The organism is Novosphingobium sp. BL-A-41-Hi4A-0G (assembly GCF_055521735.1).
This window is the reverse complement of record NZ_CM145501.1, coordinates 3310123-3335372: the sequence shown is the minus strand read 5'-3', so window position 1 is coordinate 3335372 and position 25250 is coordinate 3310123. Positions and strand designations below refer to the sequence as shown.

The following is a 25250-nucleotide window of genomic DNA, read 5'->3' as shown; positions in this document are numbered from 1 at the left end:
TATGGTGAAGTTGAAGCTTGGCTCGATTACCGATGACAAGCCGGTCAAGGTCTCGTTCGAACTGCCGGCCACGGTTCACCGCGATCTCGTGGCCTATGCCCAGGTACTAGCCCGCGAGACAGGAAGATCCGTGGGCGATCCGGTGAAGCTGATTCCGCCGATGATCGAGCGATTCATGGCGACCGACCGAGGATTCTTGAAGGCGCGACGCGACGGCGATCACGGGCACCCGCCTGCTAGCTCGGGCTCGTCGTCGCAGAATTAGCGATCAGTCCCGGCACTGTGACGGCGTTCGATCGTCGCGACATTGTTCTGGCCAGACTCAGCAACCGCCGTAAAGCCGGATTGTCATTGTGCGGCGACCAAATCGCGCAGAACGGCAGAATCTCCTCGCTGAGTGGGCGGTAGACGACGCCGGGAAAGCGCGCCGCGATAGTCGCTTCGCTGGTCAGCGTGAGGCCCTGACCCATGGCGACGAGATTCATCAAATTGTCTCGACCGACACGGCAGCGTTCGACGTTGGGGTGGTGCCCAAGGTCAGCGAGGTGCTTCACCAGGTAGTCGTGGATCTCCGGACCAGGGTCGGTCTCACTGACGATGAAGTGTCGGTCTCGCAGGTCCGTCCAAGAAATCTCGCGATTTCGAGACAGGTCGTCGTCGTCTGGCAATGCTACGAAGACACGCTCATTCCAAAGATGCACCAGATCGCATCCGTCCGCGATCGGCTCACCGGTCAGGAAGGCGACATCCAGCTGATGCCGTTGAATCGCGGCGATGTGGCCGGAGGGCCCGCCTTCAATCAGATCGGGGCGGATGGCGGGGTTTGCCGCAGCATAGGCGCGGAGGAGATCGGCGAGAAAGCCGGATGCAAGCGACGAAAATATCCCGATGTGCACTGTGCCCGCTTCACCACGCCCAACTGAACCAACGTCCATGGCGGCATGGCCGATCTGAGTGATGGCCTTACGAGCGCGGACGAGAAATCTCTGGCCGGCTTGAGTGAGATCGACACCACCATGGTGGCGAATGAATAGAGCCGCTCCTAGTTCATCTTCCAGATCCCGAATACGCCGGCTGATGGCGGACTCCTGAATCTTAAGCGCCTTCGCCGCGCGTCGGAAGCTACGGCGCTCTGCCGCTGCAATAAAGTAGCGAAGATGGCGCAGCTCGATTGTCAGAGAAGCGCCTTCCTAGACTCGGAAGATGCGCGCGACTCTTCCTCCGACACTGCGCCAGGCACTGTCAGAACTGGACCAAAGATCGCGTGGCCCACTTCTAGGGCCTCTTCAATCGACAACACGACGCCATGCCGCGGCGGCGTCTGCTGATCAAGCCAACGCCGCAAGTGCTCTTCCGAACAAAAGAAGGCGATCGACGGGCAGCAAGAGCTTGCCGCCGCACCTCCTTCATAGGCAAAGTCGTACCAGACTACGGCGCCAGCCGGCGACACGTTACGCAAGGTACGACCCTCATCGCCTGTCGTCACCCGGACGCCTACACCACTTAGCCGGCAGCGCGACTCGACGGTGATGTCGCTGCGATACATTCTACCGACCCCGAGCGCATCGATGGCGCAGAGGCTGTTCAAGGTGTGGCTCTTCAGTGCGACGCGGTGACCTGTCTGTGTCTCCGTGAATGGGTAGGCATATCGGATCGCGTCCGTGCCGGGTTCAAGACCCACGAGATCGCGCAGTTGCAGCTTGTGCAGAATGACGAGCACGCGTCCCTCAGAGATGTCCAAGCAGGCGGCGATCTCGCTGGCGCGAGGCGGCCGACCGTTCTCGGCGTAAAGGTCGAGGACCATCCGCCACACCAGATCCTCATTCGGTTCGAGCGCCTGAGACCACTTGTCCAAAAGTCCCGTCCGCGCCGCCATGCGCCCACTGAGCGCATGCCGCGCGGCCGGCGTGGTAACGGCCGACCAGTCCGGGCGGCGTACGCCCGGCCTGATCTCGACACTGAACTCTTCCGATGTTGTCGCGTCGATCGCTATCACTTCTTCCTCGACTGATCGTTTGGCCAATCGTCAGCCCGCGCAGCAGGACAGCTTCTTGACATCCCGGTCGAATGTCTGCGCCGCAAGCTTGAGCCCTTCGACTGTGGTCAAATACGGGAAGATCGTCTCCGCGAGGTCATCGATTGTCAGACCGCCACGAATCGCCATCGTCGCCGTCTGGATACTGTCCGCGCCTTCAGGCGCAAGGATGTGTGCCCCAAGCAGCTTGCGTGTGTCGCCGTCCGCCACAAGCTTGATCAGCCCGCGTGTATCCCGGGCCGCGAGCGCGCGGGGCACGTTGTCGAGCGAAAGCACGGAAGTGCGGACGTTGTGCCCGGCGGCACGCGCCTGCGCTTCCGTGAGACCGACGCTTCCCACCTGCGGATCGGTGAAGACCACTGCGGGCATCGCCGAATTGTCGTAGCGGAGGCTGTCGCCGTTAAGCGCGTTCTTCGCGGCGAGCTTCGCGCCATAGGCCGCCATGTAGACGAACTGGTCCTTGCCCGTCACATCACCGGCCGCGTAGACACTGGCTTTGGAGGTACGCATCCGGTCGTCGACCACGATGGCGCCAGCGGGAGTCTGGGCGATCCCGACTTCTGCAAGGCCAAGGTTTTCGGTATTCGGGGCGCGACCGGTCGCGACGAGAATTCGCTCGGCTGCAAGCGTGTCCGGACGTCCATCCCGAACTACCGTGAGCGCGACGCCATCCTCCGTCCGACGGATGGACTCGTAAGTGAGACCGCCCACGACCTTGATGCCTTCGTCGGCGAGATAACCGGCGAGCGCCGCCCCGATCTCGGGCTCTGCTTCCGGCAGGAGGCGGCTGCGGAAGACAAGCGTCACCTCGACTCCCACTCGAGCGAAGGTTTGCGCGAGCTCAGCGCCGATGTAGCCGCCGCCGAGCACGATCATCGAGCGTGGTAGCGCGGTCAACTCCAGCGCCGTGGTGCTATCGAGGATTGAGATGTCCGCTATGCCCGGGATCGCGGGCAACGCCGGCCGGGTTCCGGTGGCGATGATGATACGATCCGCCGCGAAACGCTTGCCACCGGCTTCGACGCCGCCATCGACGAGGCGGGCACGGCCTTCATGATATGCCACGCTGTTGTAGGATGGCAGGAGATCGGCGTACTTCGCCTGACGCAGACCCGCGACCAGTGCATCCTTTTGGGCGACCTGCGCACCCCAGTTATCCACCCGCGCCTCTGCGGCGATACCGGCGAACCTGGGTGCGGCGTTGGCGTGGTGCACCGCTTCTGCGGCACGGATAAGGGCCTTCGATGGGACGCAGCCGACATTTACGCACGTCCCTCCGATCGTGCCGTGACCGATCAACGCAACTTGCGCCCCTTGTTCGGCCGCCGTAATCGCGGCCGAGAACCCGGCCGAGCCGGCGCCGACGACGATGAGGTCGTAGCGGCCGTTCCCGTTCTTTGCGCTCGGAGCGCAGCAATCACTCATGACTTGGACTTTCCTGTGTTCTTATCCGTCTCACAGCAGTCGATGACGGCCGGGGCAGATGCGTTGCGTCGGTAGAGCCCGATCCCGACCAGCCCGAGCGAGGCGATAAGAACCGGGATCAGGACATAATCGGCCTTGCTCGCCAGCGCTGAGAGCCCGATCGCTCCCAGCGCAATCCCAAGGATTGGGGTCGCGCAGCAGAGCGCCGCCACGACCGCTCCGATGACGCCCGTTCGGAAAAGGGCGCGATTGTTCATTGCGGTCACGTCAGCGCGCGAGAGCCGCGCTCTTCACGCCTGTCACGGTCGAAGGATAGCCTGCATTCGTGGTCGCCTGGGCCAGTGCCTCTGCCGTGACCTTCTCATCGTCGAAGGTCACGGTCGCCGTGGCCCGACCGTCCCGCTCCACGACCACGACCTGGCTGACACCGGAGATGCGCGAGAGCGTTCTTTTTACGATCGGTGCACAGGACACGCAGCTGACGTTCTCAACCGCCAGCGTGGCGGTCCGAGGGGCGGCGTAAGCGCCTCCGGCGAGAGTCAAGGCGGCGACGGTCACTGCAGTGCGAAACAAGTTTTTCATGGTAAGAAGTCTCCTGGTTTGAGAGGTTGCATCAGAGGTCGAGAAGAAAAGGCGCAACATAAGGAAACGCCACCGCTGCACAGACGAGCACCGTCGCTGCCCACAGCCCGATTTTGGCAATCCGGCTCGCGCCCGGGCGAGCACAAGCACTGCCTTCCACGCAGTCCACCTTCGGCTGGCGGTAGACGCGCCAGAAGCCCACAGCGAGAAAGACAAGCGCTGCGGCCACAAAGACAGGCTGGTAAGGCGCAAGCGCAGTCAGGTTCCCGATCCACGCCCCGCTCACGCCAATGCTGAACAGAACAAGCGGCAGTATGCAGCAGGACGATGCGCCAAGGGCGGCCAGGATCCCGCCCGCCATCAACAGTTTTTGCCCGCCCTGCGACGTCCCTGCTTCGGGTTTGCCGGTCACCCGCGCCGGGGCCGTCCGAACATACTCACTCATTCCTTTTTCTCCTCAATATTTTCAAAGCCCTGCAACCGCAGTTCCCAAGGGACAGGACGAGCCGCTGCGCTGGATGACCGCCAAAGACCCGATCGATTCGGGCCCCGCGCGCGGGATGTCGCAGGCCCGAGAACAGCCCAGTGCCATGTCGGGCAAGACCCTCGCCCCTCCGCCCGTCGACGCTCACGCCGGCATAGTGGGCCAGACGAGATTTCGGGTGCGCGACCATTTGGCCCCGCTTTGATTGCTCCGCGGGCTACCCGGGTAGATTTCGCAGAGTGTAATCCGCACCTACAAAACGAATACCGGGCAGTAGGACATCACGATTTTCTCGATGGAATAGTCTGCAGCAGATGCCGATTCAGCTCTTGGCCCAAGCGGAAGGCATCTTGGACGCTTGCGATCTCCACTCCTTCATGCTTGGAGGCCCAATCTTTCGCTGCCACGACCGACGCAAAGAAATGCACATGGCAACAAAAGGACTGACGGATGTCGGCCGTTGCCTGCGGAAGAACCAGTGACACCGCGGCGTCGGCCGGTACAACATTCTGTATCTCGTTCGGCAAAATCGTGAGAGAAACTGGCGCTCCGGTCGCGGCGCAATGCGACGAGACGCGCGCCGTCTGGCCGATCAGTGCCGGGAACATTAGGGTGTCCAGTGCGCACCAGGCGTATAGACGGCGGCCGTCAATCTCGAAGATATGCGAAGTCTCGCGCAAGGTGAGGCCATGCCCAACGATATTCCCATCGTTATCGTACTCGGTACTGGTGGTCCGTTCGAGCACGGCGTTCACTCGCTCTGCGGGCCAGTCAAGGGTTATGGCAAGCGTCGTTCGCGAAACCGGACGCCCCTTGGCCAGCTCACGCAGCAGCACGACAAACAGTTCCCCGAACCCTTCGGGCTGATTGGCCGGCGTTAGAGCTTCTGCAATCTCGGTGATGTAGCGGGTATGTTTCATAGCTATTCCCTAAGGCTGCACAGCACGAAAGCTGCTTGACGTCGTCGAGGATGGCCCGGCGGCGGCCGCGACCTAGATCGGATTGCTCGGTGGTCGCCCGCGCCGCGCGACTAAGGATGCTATTTTTCCCCGGGCGCGGGGCGCTCTCCCTTCGCAAGCGCCTCGTCGAATGCTGACACTCCAGCTGCGCCAAGTTGTGCTCGCGCTATGTCCCGAAGTTGCTCATCGCGGGGCTTTTGATCGCCTGTGCGGGGCGCATCAGAGCTGCGGATAAAACGTGCCTTGAGGATGCCGGCGAAGCTCGCCTTCAACAAACCTGCTCTCTCATCCGAGAGTGCGACCGTTGCCTGGATTCGGCGGACCAGACGGGCAGCGACGATGTCAGCTTCCTCTATGCTGAGGGCATCCACCTGGGCGCCTCGGTACCAAGCGGCGCCCGAGCATGGCGCAATGCCGCCGCGCAGCGGGAGGGCGCGGCCCAAGATGGTCCGCCTGAGAGCTAGGCCGGCGACTCTCCGCGGCCCGCCTCACTGAGTTTCCAACACTTCCATGGACGCTAGCCGAACACGGGGAGTGACCTCGATAAAGCCCTGGTTAGGGCTAGCTGTCGCTCCGCGTTGTGTCTCAAGCAGCTTGCGCAGAAAAGCAGGGCATTGATGGTAGCAAAATACCGACCGCTGCACGCCCACAATCCGCGGTGTGTCCAGAAAGAGCGGCACTTCGGCGAGAAAGTAGCGGGCGCCCGTCTCGATCGCCGTTGGCGTCAAGGGGCCCTTTCGATCTGGATGCTTCTCAAGCACCCATGCTGCGCTCTCAAGACAACCTTCTCGGAATTCGATGTCGGAGGCGAAGCGCTTTTGATACTGAGCATGCAAGACTGAATATTCGGCATGGTCCGTCAGAACGCGACTGTTCAACAATATGGTGCTGAGCTCGTCCCCCAATCCCAACGTCGAAAGCGCGCGAGCGATCTTGTTCTCGAGGTAATTCGCTTGGCGTCGCGCCTTCTTTTCTGCACGTGCCGGTGAATATCCAAGCGCCTCAAGCGTGAGCGCAGCGGGTTTGTCAGGTACATAGAGGTGAAAAGCGGCAAAGTTTCGGCTCGCCCACCCGATAAGTTCAAGAATTCGCATCTCTGAGAAGTAGCTGTTGAAGGGGCTGATGCCGATGACAGCATGGGATCGGCTGTCAAACAGCTCAGAGCAACGCAAGGTTACGGGATTGGTGAGCATGCAAAATCCAAATGGCTTCAGCCGCCCCCGACGGGCAGCCTTACGAAACATAAGTTCGCAAGCGCGGCTCGGCCGGTTACATCGAATGTCGGTTTCGAGCGAAAGCTGCGGGCGATTTCTACGCTGGGGCAGAGGCCTCGCGACGAGCTACCAGCGCAGAAGCCGTTGTCCGAGCATGCCGCCGATCGAGCCGCACATCAGGATGGCGCTGCTGTACCAGCAAGCGACGAAGGGCAGAGAGTCGTCGCCGCAGGCGAGGGCATAGGCGCTGGCGCTGACCCCGCCCGCCAGCAACCCTGCTAGTGCGCCTGTCCGCCAGAGTTCTGTGGGCGCCCCCCAGCGCAGCGCCAGCACCATCAAGGCGTAGGGCGCCGCGGCCATGACCGTGATGATCGCCAGGCACTTCGGCCACGCATGACCAGCAATCAAAGCTGTCCATTGTGCGTCGGGTGTTGCGTAAAGATCCAGCGCCGCCAGCAATACGATTCCGACGAAAGGTAGCACCGCAACAAGGTTTGACGACCGTCGTGCTTGCCCCGGCCTGGCGAGCCTGAGCAGTAACAGGAACGCAGTGGTCGCCACGCCAGCCGCAAATACAAGCTTCAGCATGAGAAAGCCAAGCGCGTGGGGTTCTCGAATGTCGGGCCGCAGACCCAGAGTCAGGCAAATCGCGGCGACAGCCGTTAGGCTTCCCGCTGCAAACGCGAGGCCCAAGGCGCGAGACGCGCGACGATAGTCAACGGGTTTGAGATCGACCGTCAACCGATTGATCAGATCAGCGGTCTTCACGCCGTAACCTCCCGCCGATGGCAACAGTCATAGCCTTGAGTCCCCGATGGATTCGGACTTTCGCGGCCGCCTCAGTGATGCCTTCGCGAGCGGCGGCTTCGGTGACGCTTCGTCCATCGAGTTTGACGTCGCGAATGACACGCTGACTATGTTGGGGGATGGTCGCAAGCAGTTTTTCCATATCGATACCGGACTCCACCGCCGTATGGTCGAACCCGTCCGACATTGCCTCGGCCGCGACGAGCGGCCCCTCGGCATGAGCCATCTTGCTCCGGCGGAGATGGTCGATAAGCTTGTAGCGTGCAATCGCGTACAACCACGGCGTGAAGGGCTCGGAGGGATCATAGGTATCTCGTCGGGTGTGCACCGCCAATAGCACTTCCTGGACGACGTCCTCAGCATCGGCGACGTTCCGGCCCATTTGGGTCAGCTTACTCCTCATATAGACGCGAAGCAGCGAGCTCAGCTGTTCCAGAAGAGTTCGGTAAGCCGTCGCATCTCCGAGCTGGGCTTGTTCCATCATCAGCCTGAGGGCGCCTTCCTGACGTTTCATCCCCGGCTCAGGAGCGCGCTGCTTACAATGCCCAAGGTAAGACCGAAGCCCGCGTGTCCGACGGCTTCCCAGATGAAATTCGCAACGGTGTGGGACCCCATTGCGAAGACCATGCCGGGATAAATCACCAGCACGAGGTAGGGTACCGCCCATTTCCATCCCCGTCCGCCAAACAGCATCAGGAAGAGAGGCTGAACATGATCCCGCTCCAATAATGCCAAGCGTAGCCCAGGGCGACGGTCGCTCCTCGGCTAAGAAAGGAAATCCGCTCATGCTCTGCGGCATGTCCCGCCTCGGGCTTTTGCTCCTCGTGCGGGGCAGCCGAGCCGTGCGCATCAGCTGGACTCGGAACAGGCGGCGCGGCTTCGTCGCGCATGGGACCGGTCTCGTGATCGTCGGCATGCATGGACCCATGGCCCCCGGGCGCAACTTGCCCTGTGAGGCGCCGCCCAAAGTCGAGCGCCTCGTCCATGGCGACGATTCCGGCGCTCATCCCCGCCACCCGGCTGGCGTCGTAGGTGGCGGTTGCCATATAGCCCGCCAGAAGGGCCACGATGACTGTTCGGACGAAGCGTTGATCACCGGTCCGTCTGGCCAGTGCCACGGAGGCGATGGTGAGAAGGATCGAAGCCAGCCAGAAGATGGGTCCGATGGTCGACATCGGCACGCCCCATTTCAGGTCAAGGATCAGGGGAAGAGGCCCGATCACGCACGCCGCAAGCGCCAGGGCGCGCGGCAGCCAGAAGTCTCTGGACGTTTGACCCTGTCGAAAGCCATCGAAAATCGAGCCATCGAAATTGGCAGTAACGGCGGCCATATTCAAATCTCCCCTGTGATCAGCCGTCGGGCCGCGCCGCGCGGCTGAAGCGCGCCGTCGCCTTGGGTTTGAGTGGCGTTGAGCCCGACTAAAACTTCACGACGCCGTCGGGGAGAGGCCGCGCGCAAGCTTCTTTGACTCAAACCCCCTGAGCTCCCAGCAGACCAAGGTAGAAGTGGTAGTCGAGGAACCGGGCCGTTCCTGCCACTGACAGCGGCTTGTAGGGCGCAAGCGCCGTCAGGTCGGCGATCCATGGCCCCGCTCCGATGCCGAGGCTGAAGACGATCTGCGGTCCGATACTGCAGGACAAGGTGGCCACCGCACCGAGGAATACCGCCGACGGCAACCAAGCGCCGCCGCTCCACAGCAACGTGTTCCGACGCGTGCAAATCCGCGGTGGCAGGCGTTGTCGCCGCCGGTGAGGGGAGCGATGCACTCATCACGTCAGACCTTACTCCCGTTGCCGAAACTCGATTCGAATCGTATGGTACGGGCTGTAGTCGCTACAGGTTCAAGAGGAAAATTCGATGAGCGGTCACGCAGCAGTAAAAGGCCTCCAGAGGGGGGAGCTTGCCGAACGCACGGGCTGCAATATTGAGACCGTGCGCTACTACGAAAAGATTGGCCTCTTGCCGGAGCCGCCGCGCACCTCGGGTGGTCATCGTGCCTACAGCTCGACGCATGAACGGCGCCTTCGCTTCGTCCTGCGAGCTCGCGAACTTGGCTTTTCCCTGGAAGAGATCCGTGAGCTTCTGCGGTTGGCAGAAGAGCGCGACCGACCATGCGCCGAAGCTAGCACCGTAGCAGCTACCCACCTTCAGGACGTGCGGGCGAAGATCGCCGATTTGAAGCGCATGGAGGGCGTGCTCAAAAACGTCGTCGTTCAATGCGGAGACGGCACGCAGCCGGAATGCCCGCTCATCGAGACCTTGTTCCGCGAACCTACGGCCAGATCGGCAAAGCCAGGGACAAAACCGGCGAGAAGTCCCCGTGGCCATCGCTAAGGCGCCATACCTCGCCGTACAGTCTTCAGCCCGATGGGACAGCTTAGTGACCGTGCGTGCGGCCCAACCGGCAGCAGTTCGTGCCTAACCCCCTGTGACGTATGAGCCGCCATTCCATCTGGCCTGCTGAGCGTGGCTGCGGGCTAAATTTCTCTGCGGGAACGCTGAGCTCGCCAGTTCAGTCTCTCTGGCATCAAAAAAAGTCTCATTCGCGTGAAACCTGTACCCGCTACAGGTGTGTTTCCAATTTTATGGTAGCTGCGGCCATCTCCTTGAGCCGGGCAAGCATAGCATATCCTCAAGCGGACTGGTCGAAATCATGCCCATAGGCACTCAAAGCAATTCAGGCGGGAAGATAATGCTTTTCGCGTTCTTGCATTTCATCTGCTGTGGGCTGCCTTTGTTGCTGCTCTCCGGGGTATCACTCGCGTTTATAACGCCTTACTGGCCGGTAGCCGCTGGAGTTCTAGCCCTACTCGGAATAGTCGGCTTCGTCTGGTACTTCAAACGCGGCTGCGCCTCCTGTCCCCGCAATGAGGGCCGCCGCGCCATTACCCCGAAAATCTAACTGGATGAAAGGAAGCTGTCATGGCTCAGCAGGTCGAGATTGGTCGCCCCGAAGGGAAGACATCCTATAGCGGATACGCCGAACGCTACTACGAGCAGGCCCGGAGCCAGCGCCAGACGCTCTCGGCCAGCGAGTATGTGGCGGTGACCGAGGGATACCTTCGCGAGTTCGTGTGCATGGGCCAATGCAACCTTTACCTCGGGTCGGCCAAGGATCCGAAGATCAAAGAGTCGATCAAAGTTTACCTCGAAGACGTCTGCAATCCGAACATCCAGGAAATGAAAAAGATACTTGACGATGGTGGCTACACGCTGCCCGCCCCCATGGAGGAAACGAAGGGTCCGGATGATATTCGCGAAGTCGACATGAACGCGATCAACGACCGCGCCATCGTGATCGCGCAATGGTTCGCCATCCGCGGATTCATGACGCTGTGGGACAACTTCGCGATCATGAGCCAGCGCACCGATGTGCGCGACGCCTTCATTCGCAACTATCACAGAGCCAATCGCTGGCACGTGGCGATATATGAGATGGCCCTAGAAAGCGGCCACCTGAAACCCCTTCCTATCATCGGTAATCAGCATGTCGGTCATCCCGGAACGAATCCGTGACGCCAGAGCGCGGCTTCGGGCATCGAACCGAGAGTGCCCGGGCGCAACGTACATGCGAAGTTTGCTTGGCCATCTGGCCTACAGCGCCGCATTGGCTGCCGCAGCCGAAGAGTTTCCACGCGTTAGCTGACCGCGCCGGCGAGCCGCGTCATCCTCAGTGAGGAACATGTATGAGAGACCGAGCACTTCAGGACTGCCGGGCATTGGTAACGGGCGCTAGTACCGGCATCGGCGAAGCGATCGCCCGGGCCTTCGCCCAGGCGGGCGCGTTGGTTCTCGTCAACTATAGGTCGGACCGCGAAGGGGCCGAGCGGGTAGTTGGAGAGATAAACACACGCGGGGGCAGCGCGGTAGCAATTCAGGGAGACATTTCAAATTCTGAGGATTGCAATCGGTTATTCGATGCGGCGGCGCATCAGTTCGGCGGCATTGATGTCGTTGTCGCCAATGCTGGCATCCAACGCGACGCCCCGTTTACGGAGCTGACCCTGGATGACTGGCGCATGGTCATCGACGTCAACCTGACGGGCCAATTCCTTTGCGCGCAGGAGGCCGTCAGGCGGTTTCGCAAACAGGGGCTTCGTCCCGACCGCTCACCCGCGCTTGGCAAGATCATTTTCACTAATTCCGTCCACCAAACAATACCTTGGAGTGGACATGCCAACTACGCCGCTGCGAAAGGCGGACTGAAGTTGCTCATGGAGACAATGGCGCAGGAACTAGCGGCGGAGAAGATCCGGGTGAATGCTATCGCGCCAGGCGCGATCAAGACGGCCATCAACAAGGAGGCATGGGAAACCGAAGCCGCTAAAGAGAAGCTGCTCAAGCTCGTTCCTTACGGCCGGGTCGGCGAGCCCGAGGACGTGGCCCAGGCCGCGGTGTGGCTGGCTTCCGATGACTCCGATTATGTCGTGGGCACAACCCTTTTCGTGGATGGCGGGATGGTGCTGTATCCCGCCTTTCGGGAGGGCGGCTAACCGTGTTGACACCACACAAATCCGCCGAACCCTTGGCCGCGTCGAGCCGGCGTTCTTACGTTCCTATCCGAGATTACGCACTCATCGGCGACTGTCATGGCGCAGCATTAGTCGCCCGCGACGGCGGGATCGACTGGTGGTGCCCAGAGCGCTTCGACGCTGACCCAGTCCTCTGGCGTCTCCTCGACGCCGAAAAGGGCCCGGTCTTTGAAATCTGTCCCGAAGATGATGCGGAGGTGGAGCGGGCCTATCTTCCTGATACAAACATTTTGCGCTCAGTCTGGACGACTCGCGGCGGCCGCGTTGCGGTGACTGACTTTGTGCCGGTCGGCCGGGCGCCTGCTGCGACGAAAGACGACTATGTCACCCTGTCCGCTCCGGGCTGGCTGGTGCGCATCGTGGAAGGCGTGGCGGGCCGCGTGACGATAAGGGTCCAGTATCGTCCGCCAAAAGCCTCCTTCGACGGCGCCGCCCTGGACGAGCTGCCCCAGGATGTGTGCGCATTCGAAACCTTCGCCCTTTACATGTGCCGAGGGGCGCCCAAAGGAGTCACGGCCGCCAACGAAGCGATCGAAGTCGCCGCTGGGGAAAGGCTTGCCTTCGTGCTTGCGCCGGTATCGGCCGCGACCGCAGCCCCCGCTGGTCAGGCCGCTCGACTACTGCAGATCACGTGCGCCTTCTGGCAAGAGTGGTGCGGCCGCTGCCAATATCAAGGCCCGTATGGCGGGGCGGTGCGGCGCAGCGCGTTAACCCTGAAGCTGCTCACCTTTGCCCCGACGGGGGCCATAGTCGCCGCGCCTACCACGTCCCTGCCCGAGGAACCGGGCGGCAAACGGAATTGGGATTACCGTTTTAGCTGGCTTCGAGACTCCGCCTTCGTGCTCCAAGCATTCGCGGCGCTTGGTTACAGCGGTGAAGCCCGCCGCTATTGCGATTTCCTACGCCTTTGCTGCGTGCAGACATTACCTGGACTGCAAATCCTCTATGGTATTCGCGGTGAGACGGAGCTCCGCGAACAAAGGCTGGACCATCTCGATGGCTATGACGGCAGCCGGCCTGTCCGCGTCGGCAATGCCGCTTACCGCCAAAAGCAAGCCGATATCTACGGCGAAATTGCGGACTGGGCACTTCTCCATCACGCGCTTGGTGAGCCCCTCGACGCGACTCTGAAGCAAATCCTCCGCGGCGCTGCCGATTATGTGGCCGCTCATTGGCGCGAACCCGATCAGGGTATCTGGGAGATGCGCGGCGAGCCGCGGCATCATGTTCACGGTAAGCTCATGGCTTGGGTTGCCCTCGACCGCTCGATCCGTCTGCTGGGACCAAATCCCATCTGGGAAACCGAGCGGAAAGCCGTGCTTCAGGCGGTCCTGCGCTCCGGCATTGATCCCGAGGGCGGCTACTTAACGCAGGCTTTTGGGTCCCGGGAACCGGACGCCGCACTCTTGCTGGCCCCGCTGCTCGATCTCCCGGTTCCGCCCGACCTGCTAGCCCGCACGGTGGATGCCGTGGAGAGGCGACTACGCGAGGGCGACTACGTCCTGCGCTACAGGACCCCTGATGGGCTTCCCGGCGGCGAAGGCGCTTTTCTCATCTGCAGCTTTTGGCTGGTTGATGCACTCCTTGCGCTGGATAGAGCGGTGGAAGCGCGCTCGTTATTTGAGAGCCTCATAAACAAGGGCAATGATCTCGGCCTGTATGCGGAAGAGGTCCGTCCACACGACGGTGCATTTCTCGGCAATTTCCCCCAAGCTTTCACGCATCTCGCTCTGATCAACAGCGCCATTCACTTGCAGCTCTACGAGAACAAGGGGGTGGAAGCCCTCGCTGGAACGCATGCCGATCGCGCGAAACGAACGGCCGCCCGTGAGGCCATCTGGCAGGACATCAACGGCGACGGCTCGCGAACCAATTCGCGTGCTTCTGTTCTCGATTTGAAACCCACCATCTCGCCGCAGCCCGGGCGACCAGATACGGAGACGCAGCGTGGCGGCCTATGAGAATGTCCGCCCGGTTGGCAAACCTTTAATCCCGTTCCGTCGAGGCGGTACAGACCTGCGCGCTGTGGTGAACTTTCCCAGCCCGTGCGGAGCGAAAACGTACTGTTGCGACTAGTGCGGCCAGCGCAGGCACGATGATGCTGCGGTCCATGCGGGTGTTCTCCCCGGAGTTACCGCCACGTTCGTATGGTAGCAACACGTATACAAAACGATGAACGACGAACAAGTAGGAGAGACCAATGGCCAACCAATACGACCTTATAATCATAGGAACCGGCACTGCGGCCATGGTCGCCGCGATGCGAGTGCGCGCCGCCGGTTGGAGCGTGGCGGTCATCGACTTCCGGCCTTTCGGGGGAACCTGCGCACTGCGGGGCTGCGACCCGAAAAAGATGCTTGTCGGCGGCGCCTCGGCTCTCGACCATGTCCGGCGCATGAGTGGCAATGGCGTTGCCGGCGACGTCCATATCGACTGGCCAGAATTGATCGCCTTCAAGCGCACCTTTACCGACCCGGTCCCCGAAAAGCACGAGCATCGTTACAACGAAAAGGGCATCCATACCTATCACGGTCACGCGCGTTTCGTAGGCCAGAACAGCCTGACAGTGGGTAGCGAGAGCCTTGAAGCCCGTCACGTTTTGATCGCTGCGGGCGCCGAACCGATAAAGCTGAACATTCCCGGTGAAGAATATTTCGCGACCAATGAGGATTTCCTAGCGATGGGGCGACTACCCCAACGCATTGTGCTGGTGGGAGGCGGCTATATCGCGTCGGAATTTTCCCACATCGCCGCGCGCGCGGGTGCGCAAGTGACCATCCTTCAACGTGGCGAGCGGATGCTTACGCACTTTGAGCCTGAACTTGTCGGCTGGCTCATGGACAAATTCGGCGAGATCGGGATCGATGTGCGCCTGCGGACCACAGTACAGACAATCCAGAAGAAGGGTGCTGGCTTTGTCGTTCGCGCCTCGTCAGAAAGCGGTGACACGACGTTTGAAGCCGACCTTGTTGTTCATGCGGCCGGTCGGGCGCCCGCGCTCGACGCGCTTGATCTTGAAACCGGCGGCATCGCGACGGAGAACGGCCGGCTCAAACTGAATGAGCACCTGCAGAGCGTCTCGAACCCGGCCGTGTACGCCGCCGGCGATGCGGCACAGAAGGGCCCACCACTCACTCCGGTCTCAAGCCACGACGGCAAGGTGGTCGCCGCTAATCTTCTGGAGGGCAATCGGCATACGCCCGACTATCGCGGTGTGCCGAGCGTGGCCTTCACGATTCCGCCGATCGCTGCTGTCGGACTGAGCGAGGACGAAGCACGTCAGCAGGGCCTGAAATTCCAGACCAAGTCCCAGAAGGCGTCCGACTGGTTTACTGCTCGCCAGGCCGCAGAGAAGACCTATGGCTTCAAGGTGATGGTGGAGGACGACACCGGGCGTATCCTAGGTGCACATCTTGTCGGACCGCACGCCGATGAAGTGATCAATCTGTTTGCCCTGGCGATCCGTCACGACCTAACGGCCGACAATCTGAAGACGACGATGTTCGCGTATCCCACCGGTGCCTCGGATATCGGCTACATGCTCTGAATGCCGGCGTGCGTGCCAACCTCGAGCCGTCTCACATTTGACGACACGATAACCGCGCTTGCCGAGCTTGGGCAGGCCTCGTCGCACATGCGGGCCAGAGGGCAACCGGAAACGGCAATGTCGGTGAGTGATCACGGGTCCGCACTATGCCTCTCTCCCGTGCCTACGCGGTGGCGTAGGCATAGCGGAGTAGCGGAGAAGATAACGCGAAGGATGCATGCGATGTCGGAAGCCGGTATAGTTTCCCAGTGTCGATCGAAGCGGCCGACGAAAACGATGGCGCTCGAGCACGCGGCCAACGGCATCGGCGTCAAGTCGATCGATCCGGGTGTGATGCTAACGCCGAAGAACCAGCGCGCGATCGCCGACACCGAGTATCGTCGATCGCTGGAGGCCGACATTCCCGCCACTCGCGCAGGCACGTCGGAGGAGGTCGCCGGGCTGGCTTTGTGGCTCGTCTCACCCGCCGCAGCCTATGTCACCGGAGCGTCGGTTGTCACGGACGGCGGTCTGTCGTTTATTCCCGGGCGGTGCGCATAGTGGCCCGCGATAAGGTCATCCCCAATCCGGTCACCCTGGACTTCAACGTCGAGCGGCTCGAGCGGGTGACGCTTGACGGCCGGCCGGCGCTGACCGACCGCGCTTATATGAGTCCCTATGTCTGGAAGACCGAGAGCGGGGGCTACGAGATGCTGATGCGGGCGCGACCAAGACTAGACGGGCCGCTCACCGACACGGGCGTCATTTGGCACGGGCAAAGCCAGGACGGCGTCCATTTTGTGATGGCCGATAAACCGGCGATCAGACCCGGTCCCGACGCGATTGATTTTGGGGGCTGCGAGGATCCGACCCCGCTTTGCTCGGCGGATGGCAGTTACACAGTCTACTATACGGGGGTCCTCGACGACTTCGCGACGGGGCAGATGCTCTATGCGGCGGGTCCGGCCATCGATCGGCTCCAGAAGAAGGGCGTCGCGCTCGCCTCATCGAAGACCAAGGGCAACACTAAGGAAGCGACGGTGATCTGCGCGCCAGATGGCAGCTGGCGACTATTTTACGAATACGCCGAGGAGGACGCCTCACTGATCGGGCTTGCGTGTGGCGCAGGCGTCGCGGGTCCTTGGGAAGAGCAGTCCGCGCCCTTCCGTCCGCGCGAGGATAGCTGGGACAATTGGCACTTGTCGCCCGGTCCGATGTTGCTCGACGATCCCGACATGCCGGTAATGTTCTACAATGGGGCGACCCGGGACGCGCGCTGGCGAATCGGCTGGACTGCGTTCGACCGCGATTGCACGCGCGTCGTCTGCCGTGGCATCCAGCCGCTGCTGACGCCGCCGCCGGTCGAGGATCGCTCCGCGACCGACATTGCCTTTGCGTCTTCCGTAGTCATCGAGGACGGACGCATCTGGCTCTATTACTCGTTGAACGACGCCGAGCTCGCTCGCGCGGAGGTTCGACGTAGCTAGTCGCTCGTCGGCGATGCGCCAACCCAGGAACGCGGGCGCAGACGGCGAAACTAGTCGACCAGCCAATCGGATCAAAATTAGGTATTGACCCTGTACTCGGTACAGGGTGTAGCAGCTCTAATGTGATGATCCTCAATGTGAACCAACGAGCAGCGCCGCACTGATGGCTTGGCAGCGCCACCAGCGCGGAAAGTGAGGTGTCGTGAATGAAAAGCCAGCAGCCGGGCTAATGACCGCAATTGTCGTCGCGCCATTGGTCGCGCTTTGCTGCCTTGGGCCGCTTTTTATCGGCTCGGCAGTAGGTGGTGTCCTGGGCTGGCTTAGCGGACAGGGTCTTGCATTGATCGCCGTGCTCGCGTTCTTGGCCGCAGCCGTCGGCTACGCCGTGATGCGTTGGCGCAGGGCTTCATCCAGTCGAGTGGACGCCGGCTCAACTTGCGCATGCGATGTATCTGAGGCGCGGCAGGACGTCGAGCTTGATGTCGTCAAGCCTGCGAACGAACGGCGGACCCGCTAATCGCAACAATCCGGGCGTTCCGCAGCGCACGGTGGCGATCGCTCAGGCCGGACGAACATCCATAGAACTGGTACGTCCCATTCAAGAAATGCCACATGCCACTGGAAGATCAGCAACCTGACCCACTAAGAGCGGACCCCGCGGAGATGATCGAAGAATGCTCGACCCTGTTGCCAGGGTTCAATGATTACGGGCTCATCCCCGCTGTCGCGACAGATGTCGCGAGTGGAGTGGTGCTGATGCTGGCGTGGATGAATGCGGAGGCGTTGAACAAGACGATCGAGACCGGCCGGGCCTGGTACTGGAGCCGGTCCCGCCAGCAACTCTGGCATAAGGGCGCAACCAGCGGGCAGATCCAGCAGGTCGAGGAATTGCGCATCGACTGCGATCAGGACGTGGTCTGGCTCAGGGTGCGCGTCGCGGGCGACGGCGGCTGTTGTCACACCGGCCGAACCAGTTGTTTCTATCGCCGAATCGTGACCGGGCCGGAGGGCCCGACGCTTAGCCGTCCCACGCTCGGGCATTGTCGCGCTGAGAGGCCGCCTCGGAAATGAGATAATAAGCTGTACATGCCCGCTGAGGCAGCACCCGACGGGCAACGACGACCCTGCTGCCACTAGCCGCAACCATGGCCGCCGTGTGTTTACATGCGCAAAGTGGGAGCGAAGCGAGCGATTGGTTCTATGGCCATCAAGAGAGATGGCGCACCCGACACGATTCGAACGTGTGGCCTCCACCTTCGGAGGGTGGCGCTCTATCCAGCTGAGCTACGGGTGCATCGGTGTTCAGATAGTGCCCGAGATCGAGCAGGGTCAATCTCGAATTCAACGATCGAATCGGCTCAATCGGAGCGGGGCTTAAGCCGGGCCGATTGTCGCCATTCGTACTCCACAACCTCCTTTCGGTTTGCTTCCGTGGTGCTTCCGCGACCTCGAACGCGATATTCGTGCATCCTTCGAGTTTTGCCAATCGCTTGGTTTCGCTCGATTTTTACGACGTCCTCGATCGGCAGGAAGAGCTTGCGTTTGCCTTCGGAGGGCAACGCTCTATCCAGCTGAGCTACGGGTGCCTGGGCCGACCCGGCACCTAGCAGCGCGTTTGCGCGCTTGCCAGCGATTTTGTGCAGGCGGGAACAACGGCCAAGCGGGCTTAGCAATTTGGTAGCGCTGCTGGGCCTAATGCGGATGCATGCACGCAACGCCTTCCCCTTTGAGCGATTCGTCAGCGGCCCCGCCGGCAAAGGCGGGACGCGCCGAGTTCGGCCATGCATCGGGCAATGCGATGTCGATGAAGTGGTCGGCGTTGCACGACGCGGCGGCGCTGGTCTGCACGCTTGCCGGATTGCAGCCCGAAATCCGCAAGCCCGAAGTGCGCAATTTCCCGGCGATCATGCGCGATACCGGCGGCTGGCGCTGCGAGCTGGCGAAGCAGGGCGTCGACGATCTGGCCGCGTTCATGGAGCCGGGGCTCGCCGCGCTGCTGGCGGTCTCGGCACGGGGACAGTCACCGGCAGCGGCGGCGGGAGCGCTGTGGCAGGAGTTTCTCGTTGCGCGCGCGGGATTGATCGCGCTGATCCCCCCGCTGGGGATCAAGCGTAGGTCCTAACCTTGACCGCCCCAGCTTGCGCAATGGGGATCGAGACCGACCAACTGGCGGCGTAGCGAAGCGCGAGCCAGCCGTTCGACTTCGGCCTTGCGTCGTGCAGCTGCGAGCGGAATCGTTGGCGCGGGGCGCAGGATTTCGGCATCATAGCCATCGGCAACGATCACCCCGCAGGCGTGGGGCAGAAAATCCTCGGTATCGAGCACGGCGCGATCGAGATGCGGGGCGAGACCCCAGTAGAAACGATCGCAATGATCGAGATAGTCCGTCCACTTGCCATCGCCGAGCAGATCGGCGCGGGCAACCTTGATCTCGACGATTACCACCTGTCCCTTGGCATCGATGCCCATGAGATCGGCGCGGCGGCCGGAGCGCAGCGGCATCTCCGGCAGGCACCAGATATCGTTGCGCGCGAACAGGCGGCAGATCCCGCGCGCGACGGCGCGGGATTCCCGTTCGACAACATCGAGGCTGACAGCTGATTCGATCATGCCGCCAGCCTAAGAACAAATGCCGAACAGGTAAAGCCTTACCAGAGGCCCAGCGTCTGGACGAAGAGCCAGACGCCGGTCGCGACGAGCAGGGCGGCTGCGATCATGCGGACGACGTCCAGGGGCACGCGCTTGATCAGTTCGTTGCCGAAAATGACGGCGGGGACATTGGCGATCATCATTCCGAGCGTGGTCCCGGCGGTGACCGCAAGCGCATCGTTAAAGCGCGCACCCAATGCGATGGTGGCGATCTGGGTCTTGTCGCCCATTTCGACGATGAAGAAGGCGACCAGCGTGGTGAGGAAAGCGCCATAGCGCGAGGGCCTGGGCGCTTCGTCCTCGTCCATCTTGTCGGGCACCAAGGTCCACAGGCCCATGGCGACGAAACCGATGGCGACGGCGAAGCGGAACCACTGGCCATCGAGGTAGGCGGCAGCGGTCGCGCCGAGCAAGGCCGCGAGGAAGTGGTTGGCGAGCGTCGCGCCCAAGATCCCAAGCACGATCGGCAGCGGGCGCTTGAACCGGGTGGCGAGGATGATCGCGAGGAGTTGCGTCTTGTCACCGATTTCGGCGAGCGCGACGATCGCGGTGGACGTGGTGAAGGCTTCTAGCATCGGGTCATATCCGGGGCCGGGCGGAGCGATCAGGCCAACGACAGCTAACCCCTCCGCCCGGCCCGGACGATGGGTTCGCTGTCATTGGTCTCGCCCGGTGGACCAGAGCCTTCTGACTCGTAGGTCCTGCCGCCTGCGCCATGGCCTCTCGACCAAGCATGTTGACGCTGAGGGCCGCTCAAAAGAAGCGGTGGCTACTCCCCAAGTGACGTGGGGGCGCGTTAGCGGCCTATGGCGCAGCGCGCAAGGGCGGGCTAAGGGCCTGCGCGTACGCTACCCGACCACGGGCGCGACGGAGACGCCAAGTGAAGAAGACTCCCACGGCGCTGGGTGTGGCGCTGCTGTGCTGCACGACGGCAGCGCGGGCCGCCGATGAAGCACCGGGGCCGTTAACCATCGCCGCCAGTGCACGGCTGCGGGTTGAATCGATCGACGGGCAGTTCCGGCCGGCACCTGCTCCTGCAACCGACACGATGGTATCGCTGCGGACGGAAGTGGCGGCGAGCTACGACACGGGACCGGTGCGGTTCAATGCCGAGATGTGGGACGCGCGGGCCTGGGGACAGGATGCGCGCTCTTCGGCCAATAGCGGCGAGGTCAACGCGCTGGAACTGGTGCAGGCCAACGTCGCGGTGAGGCTCGACAGCAAGAGCGCGCTGACGCTCGGGCGCTATACGCTCGACCTCGGCAACCGGCGCATGGTGGCGCGGCAGCGGTTCCGCAATACGACCAATGCCTTCACCGGTGCGCATCTTGCGCTTGGCGGCAGCAAGGGGCGCAGGCTCGACGTCCTGTTCGCCCTGCCCCACCAGCGCCTGCCCGATGACGTGGAAGGCATTCGCGAGGATCGCGTGAAGTGGGATCGCGAGAACTTCGACGTCGTGTTCTTCGGCGCGCATGGCACGCTGCCGCAAGTGCTTGGGGGAACGCTTCAGCCCTATGCTTTCGGCCTGATCGAGCGCGATGGCGTCAAGCTGGCGACGGCGAACCGGCGGATCGGGACGGTGGGTGCGCGGCATTTCGTTCAGGCAAAAGCTGGCGGCTGGGACCACGACATTGAAGCCGCCATGCAGTTCGGCAAAGCGCGGCGGACGGCGGGGGCGGCTGACCGGACCGACCTCGATGTCTTCGCGTGGTTCGTTCATGCCGATGCGGGCTACACCTTTGCGGGGGGCTGGAAGCCGCGCTTGGTGGCGATGTTCGATGCGGCGAGCGGGGACAAGGGCAAGACCGACAAGTTCACGCGGTTCGACACGCTCTATTCGGCGCGACGCTTCGAGTTCGGGCCGAACGGGCTCTATGGTCCCTTCCGGCGGAGCAACATCGTCTCGCCATCGCTGCGGTTGGAAGTGACGCCGTCAAAGCGGACCGACGCTTTCGTGGCTTGGCGCAGTGCCTGGGCGGAGAGCCGGCGCGACCAGTTTGCGGCAACGGGCGTACGCGATGCGAGTGGCGCTTCGGGCAGTCTAGCCGGACACCAGATCGAAGGGCGCGTGCGGCACTGGATCGTGCCGGGAATTTTGCAGATCGACGGCGGGGCGGCGGTTCTGTTCAAGCGCGGGCTGCTGCGTGATGCGCCGAATGCTCCGGCGACTGGCAACACGACTTACGGCTACATCGATCTTACGCTGACGCTCTGACGCTCGGCAAGGTTGCGCAGGATTGCGTGCTTCTGCGCAGGCGATGCGGTGAACCATGCGGTGATTTCAGCTAGCGTGCGGTGGCAGCCGCGGCACTGCGTGGTGACCGGTTCGATCTTGCAGACGCCGGTGCAGGGACTTGGCGGATCGCTTTCGTTCATCTGGCGGACTTCTCCGCCGAGAGCCGGGTCATCAGCAGGGCGGCGCGCTTGGCCTGGGTCCAGATGCTGGGCACATCGACCGTTTCGCCCGGCGCATGGTCACCGGTCGAGTGCGGGCCGAGGCCGACGAGGCCGTCGATGTATGCAGCAACGAAGCTGATGTCGCCCGCGCCGCGCTTCATCGGATCGAGCGGCTGCATTTCGGGAAGGCCAAGCGTGGCGTTGACCGTGTTCAGCTTGGCGAGCAGCGCCTTGTTGCCATCGGTGGGAGCCATCGGCGGGTAGCCTTCACTGAACTCGATCCTGGCAGAGGTAACGCCCGGATAGCTGCGTGCGACGATCCATTCCATCTTGCGCATCGCGGCGGCGTTCTGTTCGGGGCTGAGCGTGCGCAGATCGCCGCGCGCGACGACCTTGCCCGCGATGATGTTGGTCTTGCCCTGGGCCGAGACGTGGGCATTGTCTTCCGCCACTTCGGCTTCGGCACCGCCCGCGATCAGGCCGACGTTGAGGGTGAGATAGGGCTCGGGCAGTTCCTCGCGGAAAGCATTGACGATCTTGGAGGCGGCGTAGATCGCGCCATCACCCGCATTTGCGCCCCAGACGCCGCTGGAGTGGCCGGACTTTGCCTCGACGGTCAGCGTCCAGCTCTGCGAGGAGCGGCGGGCGATCGAGCCCATGTCACGCCCGTTCTCGCGGCTGAGGCCTTCGAAATCGAGCGCGACATCGGCGGCCTTGGCCGCAGCGACGAGATCGGCGCGGGCGACATCGGTGGGGGAGCCGGCCTCTTCCTCGTCCCCGGTGAGGAACACTTCGATATTGGCGGACTTCAGGGTGCCAGCGGATTGCATGGCGCGGACGGCGGCGACGATCACCGCGATGCCGCCCTTGTCATCGCCGACGCCGGGGCCGGTGGCCTTGTCGCCATTGAGGACGTAGCGCTGGAATGGGGAATCGGGTTCGAACACCGTGTCGAGGTGGCCGATCAGCAGGAGCTTCTTGGCACCTTTGCGGCCCTTGTGAGTAAGCACGAGGTGCCCGGCCCGCCCGGTCTGCTCCATCGGTATCCAGCGCGAAGTGAAGCCAAGCGCAGTGAATTCGGGCACGACGATATCGCGCACTTTGCGCACGCCTTCGAGATTGCGGCTGCCCGAGTTCTGGTTGACCATGGTTTCGAGCAACCCCAGCGTGCGCGCCTGTTCGGCATCGACCGTGGCGATCATCTTGGCGTCGCTGCCTGATGGCGCGGCGTGGGCCGTGCTGCACAGCATGGCCAGACCAGTGGCAAACCCGAAGAACACACGCATGACCCGCTCCTTTGGCGGGCACGTTGGCGACCTCGTGCGGACCATGCAACCGCCTTTTGCCCGAATTTCCTTGCCTTATCGGGAACTCGTCCCTATGTGCACCGCAGCAAGACCGGCGGCGGGCAATCCGCTGCAATCCGGGTGCTGGCGTGAGATTTCGCTGTGCAAGCAGAAATCCGCCCCGGACGAACGGTCTCTGCCCCGCCCGCTTCCCCTTTCACGCATGGGTCGCACGATCGACCCCGCTCGTGCCTTTTCGGCATGAGCGCACAAGCGAACTCTCTTTGCGCGTCGGCTTTTCGCCGATGCGCTGACGAAAGCATATTCATGTCCTTTTTTGCTGAACTCGGCCTTGCCGAACCCATTCTCCGCGCCCTCGAAACCAAGGGCTACAACGATCCGACGCCGATCCAGCGTCAGGCGATCCCTGCGCTGCTGCAGGGCCGCGACCTCCTCGGCATTGCCCAGACCGGCACCGGCAAGACCGCAGCCTTCGCGCTGCCTTCGCTGCACCGCCTTGCCGCCAACCCGATCGAGCGCAAGCCGGCCTCGTGCCGCATGCTGATCCTCTCGCCGACCCGCGAACTGGCCGCGCAGATTGCCGACAACATCGAGGGCTATGCCCGCAACCTGCGCATTTCGGTGGCTTGCGTGTTCGGTGGCGTGCCCATTGGCAAGCAGGCGCGCCGCCTCGTGCCGGGCATCGACATTCTCGTGGCAACGCCGGGCCGCCTGCTTGACCTGATCGACCAGCGCGCACTGACGCTCGGCCGTACCGAGATCTTCGTGCTCGACGAAGCCGACCAGATGATGGATCTCGGCTTCATCCACGCCCTGAAGCGCGTGGCGAACCTCCTGCCCAAGACGCGCCAGAGCCTGTTCTTCTCGGCGACGATGCCCAAGGCGATCGAGGATCTGGGCAAGCAGTTCATCGTCAACCCGGTGCGCGTCGAAGTCGCCCCGAACTCGACCACGGCCGAGCGCGTCGAACAGTACGTGACTTTCGTCAACCAGGCCGAGAAACAGGCGCTGCTCACCTTGCGCATCCGCAACCTCCTGGCGACCAAGGAACTGGACCGCGCGCTGGTGTTCACCCGCACCAAGCACGGCGCCGACCGGGTTGTGCGCCATCTGTCATCCGCCGGGATCGACGCCCGCGCCATCCACGGCAACAAGAGCCAGGCGCAGCGCACCGCCGCGCTGGAAGCGTTCCGTCAGGGTTCGTGCCCGGTGCTCGTCGCCACCGACATCGCTGCACGCGGCATCGACGTTTCGGGGGTGAGCCACGTGTTCAACTTCGAACTGCCCAACGTGCCCGAACAATACGTCCACCGCATCGGCCGCACCGCGCGCGCCGGGGCTGACGGCATCGCGATGAGCTTCTGCGCGCCGGACGAAAAGCCTTACCTCAAGGACATCGAGAAGCTGACGCGGCTGAAGATCGACACCATGGCTCTGCCTGAGAACTTCATGGCCGAAGCCGCCAAGCTCCCTGCCCCGAGCCGCAAGCCGGAAGAGCAGGAACGCGATGCCCGCCACGATGCCCGCGCACAGCGTGGCAACGGTGGCCGTGGCGGAAGCGGCCAGCCAAGGGGTGACCAGAAGCGCGGCAACCAGAACTTCGGTGGCAAGGCGCAGGGCCGCGACGGTCGTCCGCGCGATACCTCGCCCCGCCAGGAACGCCGCGATGGCGCGCAGGGCGATCGTGGTCCCGTGCGCAACCCGGTGCTCGAAGCTACCGTCAACGGCGGCGAGCGCGATCCGAACCAGCCGCGCAACTTCCGCCCGCGCGGCGCTCCGGGCGTCGGCGCACACCGCAACAAGGTTCGCCGCGCCAGCTGAGCTGGTTGGCGCCGACAAAGAAAA

29 protein-coding genes, 1 tRNA gene, 1 pseudogene and 1 riboswitch are annotated in these 25250 nt (G+C 62.7%); of the genes and pseudogenes, 13 read left to right on the top strand and 18 right to left on the bottom strand.

Annotation, left to right across the window (positions count from 1 at the left end; all coding sequences use genetic code 11):
• Position 1: 1 nt before the first annotated feature.
• Complete coding sequence (locus ACZ1JX_RS16140) at positions 2 to 265, top strand: DUF2274 domain-containing protein (protein WP_465124521.1); 264 nt, start codon at positions 2 to 4, stop codon at positions 263 to 265.
• Here ACZ1JX_RS16140 and ACZ1JX_RS16135 read toward each other — a convergent pair.
• The 13 genes and pseudogenes from ACZ1JX_RS16135 to ACZ1JX_RS16075 form a co-directional block, all read right to left on the bottom strand.
• Positions 237 to 935 (bottom strand): LysR family substrate-binding domain-containing protein, encoded by a 699-nt coding sequence (locus ACZ1JX_RS16135; protein WP_465124520.1) that lies wholly within the window; start codon positions 933 to 935, stop codon positions 237 to 239. The genes ACZ1JX_RS16140 and ACZ1JX_RS16135 overlap by 29 nt on opposite strands.
• Positions 936 to 998: 63 nt before the next feature.
• Positions 999 to 1166, bottom strand: a pseudogene (locus tag ACZ1JX_RS16130) (helix-turn-helix domain-containing protein); the annotation flags it as partial.
• A gap of 8 nt (positions 1167 to 1174) precedes the next feature.
• Positions 1175 to 2023 (bottom strand): alkylmercury lyase family protein, encoded by an 849-nt coding sequence (locus ACZ1JX_RS16125; protein WP_465124519.1) that lies wholly within the window; start codon positions 2021 to 2023, stop codon positions 1175 to 1177.
• Positions 2024 to 2026: 3 nt separating this feature from the next.
• Complete coding sequence (gene merA / locus ACZ1JX_RS16120) at positions 2027 to 3460, bottom strand: mercury(II) reductase (RefSeq protein ID WP_465124518.1); 1434 nt, start codon at positions 3458 to 3460, stop codon at positions 2027 to 2029.
• The gene (gene merF, locus ACZ1JX_RS16115) at positions 3457 to 3717 is read right to left on the bottom strand and encodes a mercury resistance system transport protein MerF (protein WP_465124517.1); all 261 of its coding nucleotides are present in this window, start codon (positions 3715 to 3717) and stop codon (positions 3457 to 3459) included. The genes merA and merF overlap by 4 nt, the downstream gene beginning before the upstream one ends.
• A gap of 10 nt (positions 3718 to 3727) precedes the next feature.
• A complete protein-coding gene (locus ACZ1JX_RS16110) occupies positions 3728 to 4042 on the bottom strand; it encodes a cation transporter (RefSeq protein ID WP_465124516.1) in 315 nt (104 codons plus the stop codon).
• Positions 4043 to 4073: 31 nt separating this feature from the next.
• Positions 4074 to 4487 (bottom strand): mercuric transporter MerT family protein, encoded by a 414-nt coding sequence (locus tag ACZ1JX_RS16105; RefSeq protein WP_465124515.1) that lies wholly within the window; start codon positions 4485 to 4487, stop codon positions 4074 to 4076.
• A 320-nt stretch (positions 4488 to 4807) separates the two neighbouring features.
• Complete coding sequence (merB, locus tag ACZ1JX_RS16100) at positions 4808 to 5446, bottom strand: organomercurial lyase MerB (protein WP_465124514.1); 639 nt, start codon at positions 5444 to 5446, stop codon at positions 4808 to 4810.
• 527 nt (positions 5447 to 5973) lie between these two features.
• Entirely contained in the window at positions 5974 to 6678 is a 705-nt protein-coding gene (locus ACZ1JX_RS16095; protein WP_465124513.1) for a tRNA-dependent cyclodipeptide synthase, read from the bottom strand.
• A 147-nt stretch (positions 6679 to 6825) separates the two neighbouring features.
• Complete coding sequence (locus tag ACZ1JX_RS16090) at positions 6826 to 7467, bottom strand: NrsF family protein (RefSeq protein ID WP_465124512.1); 642 nt, start codon at positions 7465 to 7467, stop codon at positions 6826 to 6828.
• Complete coding sequence (locus ACZ1JX_RS16085; protein WP_465124511.1) at positions 7454 to 8020, bottom strand: sigma-70 family RNA polymerase sigma factor; 567 nt, start codon at positions 8018 to 8020, stop codon at positions 7454 to 7456. Before ACZ1JX_RS16085 ends, ACZ1JX_RS16090 begins: the two co-directional genes overlap by 14 nt.
• A 178-nt stretch (positions 8021 to 8198) precedes the next feature.
• Positions 8199 to 8837 carry a hypothetical protein gene (locus ACZ1JX_RS16080; protein ID WP_465124510.1) on the bottom strand — a complete coding sequence of 213 codons (639 nt, stop codon included), beginning with the start codon at positions 8835 to 8837 and terminating at the stop codon, positions 8199 to 8201.
• A gap of 139 nt (positions 8838 to 8976) precedes the next feature.
• The gene (locus ACZ1JX_RS16075; protein ID WP_465124509.1) at positions 8977 to 9147 is read right to left on the bottom strand and encodes a hypothetical protein; all 171 of its coding nucleotides are present in this window, start codon (positions 9145 to 9147) and stop codon (positions 8977 to 8979) included.
• Between the two features lie 217 nt (positions 9148 to 9364).
• Between ACZ1JX_RS16075 and ACZ1JX_RS16070 the strand changes: the two genes are divergently transcribed.
• The 9 genes from ACZ1JX_RS16070 (at position 9365) to hisI (ending at position 18123) form a co-directional block, all read left to right on the top strand.
• Positions 9365 to 9841: a MerR family transcriptional regulator gene (locus ACZ1JX_RS16070; RefSeq protein WP_465124508.1), complete on the top strand. Its 477-nt coding sequence runs from the start codon at positions 9365 to 9367 to the stop codon at positions 9839 to 9841.
• A gap of 588 nt (positions 9842 to 10429) precedes the next feature.
• Positions 10430 to 11023, top strand: a complete 594-nt coding sequence (locus tag ACZ1JX_RS16065) for a DUF3231 family protein (protein ID WP_313922129.1) — start codon at positions 10430 to 10432, stop codon at positions 11021 to 11023.
• A gap of 170 nt (positions 11024 to 11193) precedes the next feature.
• On the top strand, positions 11194 to 12000 hold the full coding sequence (locus ACZ1JX_RS16060) for an SDR family oxidoreductase (protein ID WP_313922128.1): 807 nt from the start codon (positions 11194 to 11196) through the stop codon (positions 11998 to 12000).
• A 2-nt stretch (positions 12001 to 12002) separates the two neighbouring features.
• Complete coding sequence (locus ACZ1JX_RS16055) at positions 12003 to 14000, top strand: glycoside hydrolase family 15 protein (RefSeq protein ID WP_313922127.1); 1998 nt, start codon at positions 12003 to 12005, stop codon at positions 13998 to 14000.
• A 239-nt stretch (positions 14001 to 14239) separates the two neighbouring features.
• Positions 14240 to 15586, top strand: coding sequence for a dihydrolipoyl dehydrogenase family protein (locus ACZ1JX_RS16050; protein WP_465124507.1), 1347 nt, complete (start codon positions 14240 to 14242; stop codon positions 15584 to 15586).
• A gap of 276 nt (positions 15587 to 15862) precedes the next feature.
• The gene (locus ACZ1JX_RS16045) at positions 15863 to 16126 is read left to right on the top strand and encodes an SDR family oxidoreductase (protein ID WP_465124506.1); all 264 of its coding nucleotides are present in this window, start codon (positions 15863 to 15865) and stop codon (positions 16124 to 16126) included.
• The gene (locus tag ACZ1JX_RS16040) at positions 16126 to 17052 is read left to right on the top strand and encodes a glycoside hydrolase family 130 protein (protein ID WP_465124505.1); all 927 of its coding nucleotides are present in this window, start codon (positions 16126 to 16128) and stop codon (positions 17050 to 17052) included. Before ACZ1JX_RS16045 ends, ACZ1JX_RS16040 begins: the two co-directional genes overlap by 1 nt.
• Before the next feature lie 229 nt (positions 17053 to 17281).
• Positions 17282 to 17569 (top strand): hypothetical protein, encoded by a 288-nt coding sequence (locus tag ACZ1JX_RS16035; RefSeq protein WP_465124504.1) that lies wholly within the window; start codon positions 17282 to 17284, stop codon positions 17567 to 17569.
• A gap of 146 nt (positions 17570 to 17715) precedes the next feature.
• Positions 17716 to 18123, top strand: a complete 408-nt coding sequence (gene hisI, locus ACZ1JX_RS16030) for a phosphoribosyl-AMP cyclohydrolase (protein WP_465124503.1) — start codon at positions 17716 to 17718, stop codon at positions 18121 to 18123.
• A 146-nt stretch (positions 18124 to 18269) separates the two neighbouring features.
• Here hisI and ACZ1JX_RS16025 read toward each other — a convergent pair.
• Positions 18270 to 18346, bottom strand: a tRNA-Arg gene (locus ACZ1JX_RS16025).
• Between the two features lie 432 nt (positions 18347 to 18778).
• Here ACZ1JX_RS16025 and ACZ1JX_RS16020 point away from each other — a divergent pair.
• On the top strand, positions 18779 to 19174 hold the full coding sequence (locus tag ACZ1JX_RS16020; RefSeq protein ID WP_465124502.1) for a hypothetical protein: 396 nt from the start codon (positions 18779 to 18781) through the stop codon (positions 19172 to 19174).
• On the opposite strand, the gene ACZ1JX_RS16015 is transcribed toward ACZ1JX_RS16020, so the two are convergent.
• Both ACZ1JX_RS16015 and ACZ1JX_RS16010 read right to left on the bottom strand, forming a co-directional pair.
• Positions 19171 to 19662 carry an MmcB family DNA repair protein gene (locus tag ACZ1JX_RS16015; protein ID WP_465124501.1) on the bottom strand — a complete coding sequence of 164 codons (492 nt, stop codon included), beginning with the start codon at positions 19660 to 19662 and terminating at the stop codon, positions 19171 to 19173. The genes ACZ1JX_RS16020 and ACZ1JX_RS16015 overlap by 4 nt on opposite strands.
• A 38-nt stretch (positions 19663 to 19700) precedes the next feature.
• On the bottom strand, positions 19701 to 20276 hold the full coding sequence (locus ACZ1JX_RS16010) for a TMEM165/GDT1 family protein (RefSeq protein WP_465124500.1): 576 nt from the start codon (positions 20274 to 20276) through the stop codon (positions 19701 to 19703).
• Between the two features lie 13 nt (positions 20277 to 20289).
• Positions 20290 to 20492, bottom strand: a riboswitch (yybP-ykoY riboswitch).
• An 89-nt stretch (positions 20493 to 20581) separates the two neighbouring features.
• Here ACZ1JX_RS16010 and ACZ1JX_RS16005 point away from each other — a divergent pair.
• Entirely contained in the window at positions 20582 to 21916 is a 1335-nt protein-coding gene (locus ACZ1JX_RS16005) for an alginate export family protein (RefSeq protein ID WP_465124499.1), read from the top strand.
• Here the strand turns inward: ACZ1JX_RS16005 and ACZ1JX_RS16000 are convergent.
• Positions 21889 to 22077 (bottom strand): DUF1289 domain-containing protein, encoded by a 189-nt coding sequence (locus ACZ1JX_RS16000; RefSeq protein WP_465124498.1) that lies wholly within the window; start codon positions 22075 to 22077, stop codon positions 21889 to 21891. The two genes, ACZ1JX_RS16005 and ACZ1JX_RS16000, sit on opposite strands and share 28 nt — an antisense overlap.
• On the bottom strand, positions 22074 to 23384 hold the full coding sequence (locus tag ACZ1JX_RS15995) for a M20/M25/M40 family metallo-hydrolase (protein ID WP_465124497.1): 1311 nt from the start codon (positions 23382 to 23384) through the stop codon (positions 22074 to 22076). Before ACZ1JX_RS15995 ends, ACZ1JX_RS16000 begins: the two co-directional genes overlap by 4 nt.
• A 327-nt stretch (positions 23385 to 23711) precedes the next feature.
• Between ACZ1JX_RS15995 and ACZ1JX_RS15990 the strand changes: the two genes are divergently transcribed.
• The gene (locus ACZ1JX_RS15990) at positions 23712 to 25226 is read left to right on the top strand and encodes a DEAD/DEAH box helicase (RefSeq protein ID WP_465124496.1); all 1515 of its coding nucleotides are present in this window, start codon (positions 23712 to 23714) and stop codon (positions 25224 to 25226) included.
• Positions 25227 to 25250 lie beyond the last annotated feature (24 nt).

What these genes read in the sequence shown, in the direction of transcription:
- ACZ1JX_RS16140 (WP_465124521.1), top strand. Translation starts at nt 2, where the DNA reads ATGGTGAAGTTGAAGCTTGGCTCGATTACCGATGACAAGCCGGTCAAG.
- ACZ1JX_RS16135 (WP_465124520.1), bottom strand. Translation starts at nt 935, where the DNA reads ATGGACGTTGGTTCAGTTGGGCGTGGTGAAGCGGGCACAGTGCACATC.
- merA (WP_465124518.1), bottom strand. Translation starts at nt 3,460, where the DNA reads ATGAGTGATTGCTGCGCTCCGAGCGCAAAGAACGGGAACGGCCGCTAC.
- merF (WP_465124517.1), bottom strand. Translation starts at nt 3,717, where the DNA reads ATGAACAATCGCGCCCTTTTCCGAACGGGCGTCATCGGAGCGGTCGTG.
- ACZ1JX_RS16110 (WP_465124516.1), bottom strand. Translation starts at nt 4,042, where the DNA reads ATGAAAAACTTGTTTCGCACTGCAGTGACCGTCGCCGCCTTGACTCTC.
- ACZ1JX_RS16105 (WP_465124515.1), bottom strand. Translation starts at nt 4,487, where the DNA reads ATGAGTGAGTATGTTCGGACGGCCCCGGCGCGGGTGACCGGCAAACCC.
- merB (WP_465124514.1), bottom strand. Translation starts at nt 5,446, where the DNA reads ATGAAACATACCCGCTACATCACCGAGATTGCAGAAGCTCTAACGCCG.
- ACZ1JX_RS16095 (WP_465124513.1), bottom strand. Translation starts at nt 6,678, where the DNA reads ATGCTCACCAATCCCGTAACCTTGCGTTGCTCTGAGCTGTTTGACAGC.
- ACZ1JX_RS16085 (WP_465124511.1), bottom strand. Translation starts at nt 8,020, where the DNA reads ATGAAACGTCAGGAAGGCGCCCTCAGGCTGATGATGGAACAAGCCCAG.
- ACZ1JX_RS16080 (WP_465124510.1), bottom strand. Translation starts at nt 8,837, where the DNA reads ATGGCCGCCGTTACTGCCAATTTCGATGGCTCGATTTTCGATGGCTTT.
- ACZ1JX_RS16070 (WP_465124508.1), top strand. Translation starts at nt 9,365, where the DNA reads ATGAGCGGTCACGCAGCAGTAAAAGGCCTCCAGAGGGGGGAGCTTGCC.
- ACZ1JX_RS16065 (WP_313922129.1), top strand. Translation starts at nt 10,430, where the DNA reads ATGGCTCAGCAGGTCGAGATTGGTCGCCCCGAAGGGAAGACATCCTAT.
- ACZ1JX_RS16060 (WP_313922128.1), top strand. Translation starts at nt 11,194, where the DNA reads ATGAGAGACCGAGCACTTCAGGACTGCCGGGCATTGGTAACGGGCGCT.
- ACZ1JX_RS16050 (WP_465124507.1), top strand. Translation starts at nt 14,240, where the DNA reads ATGGCCAACCAATACGACCTTATAATCATAGGAACCGGCACTGCGGCC.
- ACZ1JX_RS16045 (WP_465124506.1), top strand. Translation starts at nt 15,863, where the DNA reads ATGGCGCTCGAGCACGCGGCCAACGGCATCGGCGTCAAGTCGATCGAT.
- ACZ1JX_RS16035 (WP_465124504.1), top strand. Translation starts at nt 17,282, where the DNA reads ATGACCGCAATTGTCGTCGCGCCATTGGTCGCGCTTTGCTGCCTTGGG.
- hisI (WP_465124503.1), top strand. Translation starts at nt 17,716, where the DNA reads ATGATCGAAGAATGCTCGACCCTGTTGCCAGGGTTCAATGATTACGGG.
- ACZ1JX_RS16015 (WP_465124501.1), bottom strand. Translation starts at nt 19,662, where the DNA reads ATGATCGAATCAGCTGTCAGCCTCGATGTTGTCGAACGGGAATCCCGC.
- ACZ1JX_RS16010 (WP_465124500.1), bottom strand. Translation starts at nt 20,276, where the DNA reads ATGCTAGAAGCCTTCACCACGTCCACCGCGATCGTCGCGCTCGCCGAA.
- ACZ1JX_RS16000 (WP_465124498.1), bottom strand. Translation starts at nt 22,077, where the DNA reads ATGAACGAAAGCGATCCGCCAAGTCCCTGCACCGGCGTCTGCAAGATC.
- ACZ1JX_RS15995 (WP_465124497.1), bottom strand. Translation starts at nt 23,384, where the DNA reads ATGCGTGTGTTCTTCGGGTTTGCCACTGGTCTGGCCATGCTGTGCAGC.
- ACZ1JX_RS15990 (WP_465124496.1), top strand. Translation starts at nt 23,712, where the DNA reads ATGTCCTTTTTTGCTGAACTCGGCCTTGCCGAACCCATTCTCCGCGCC.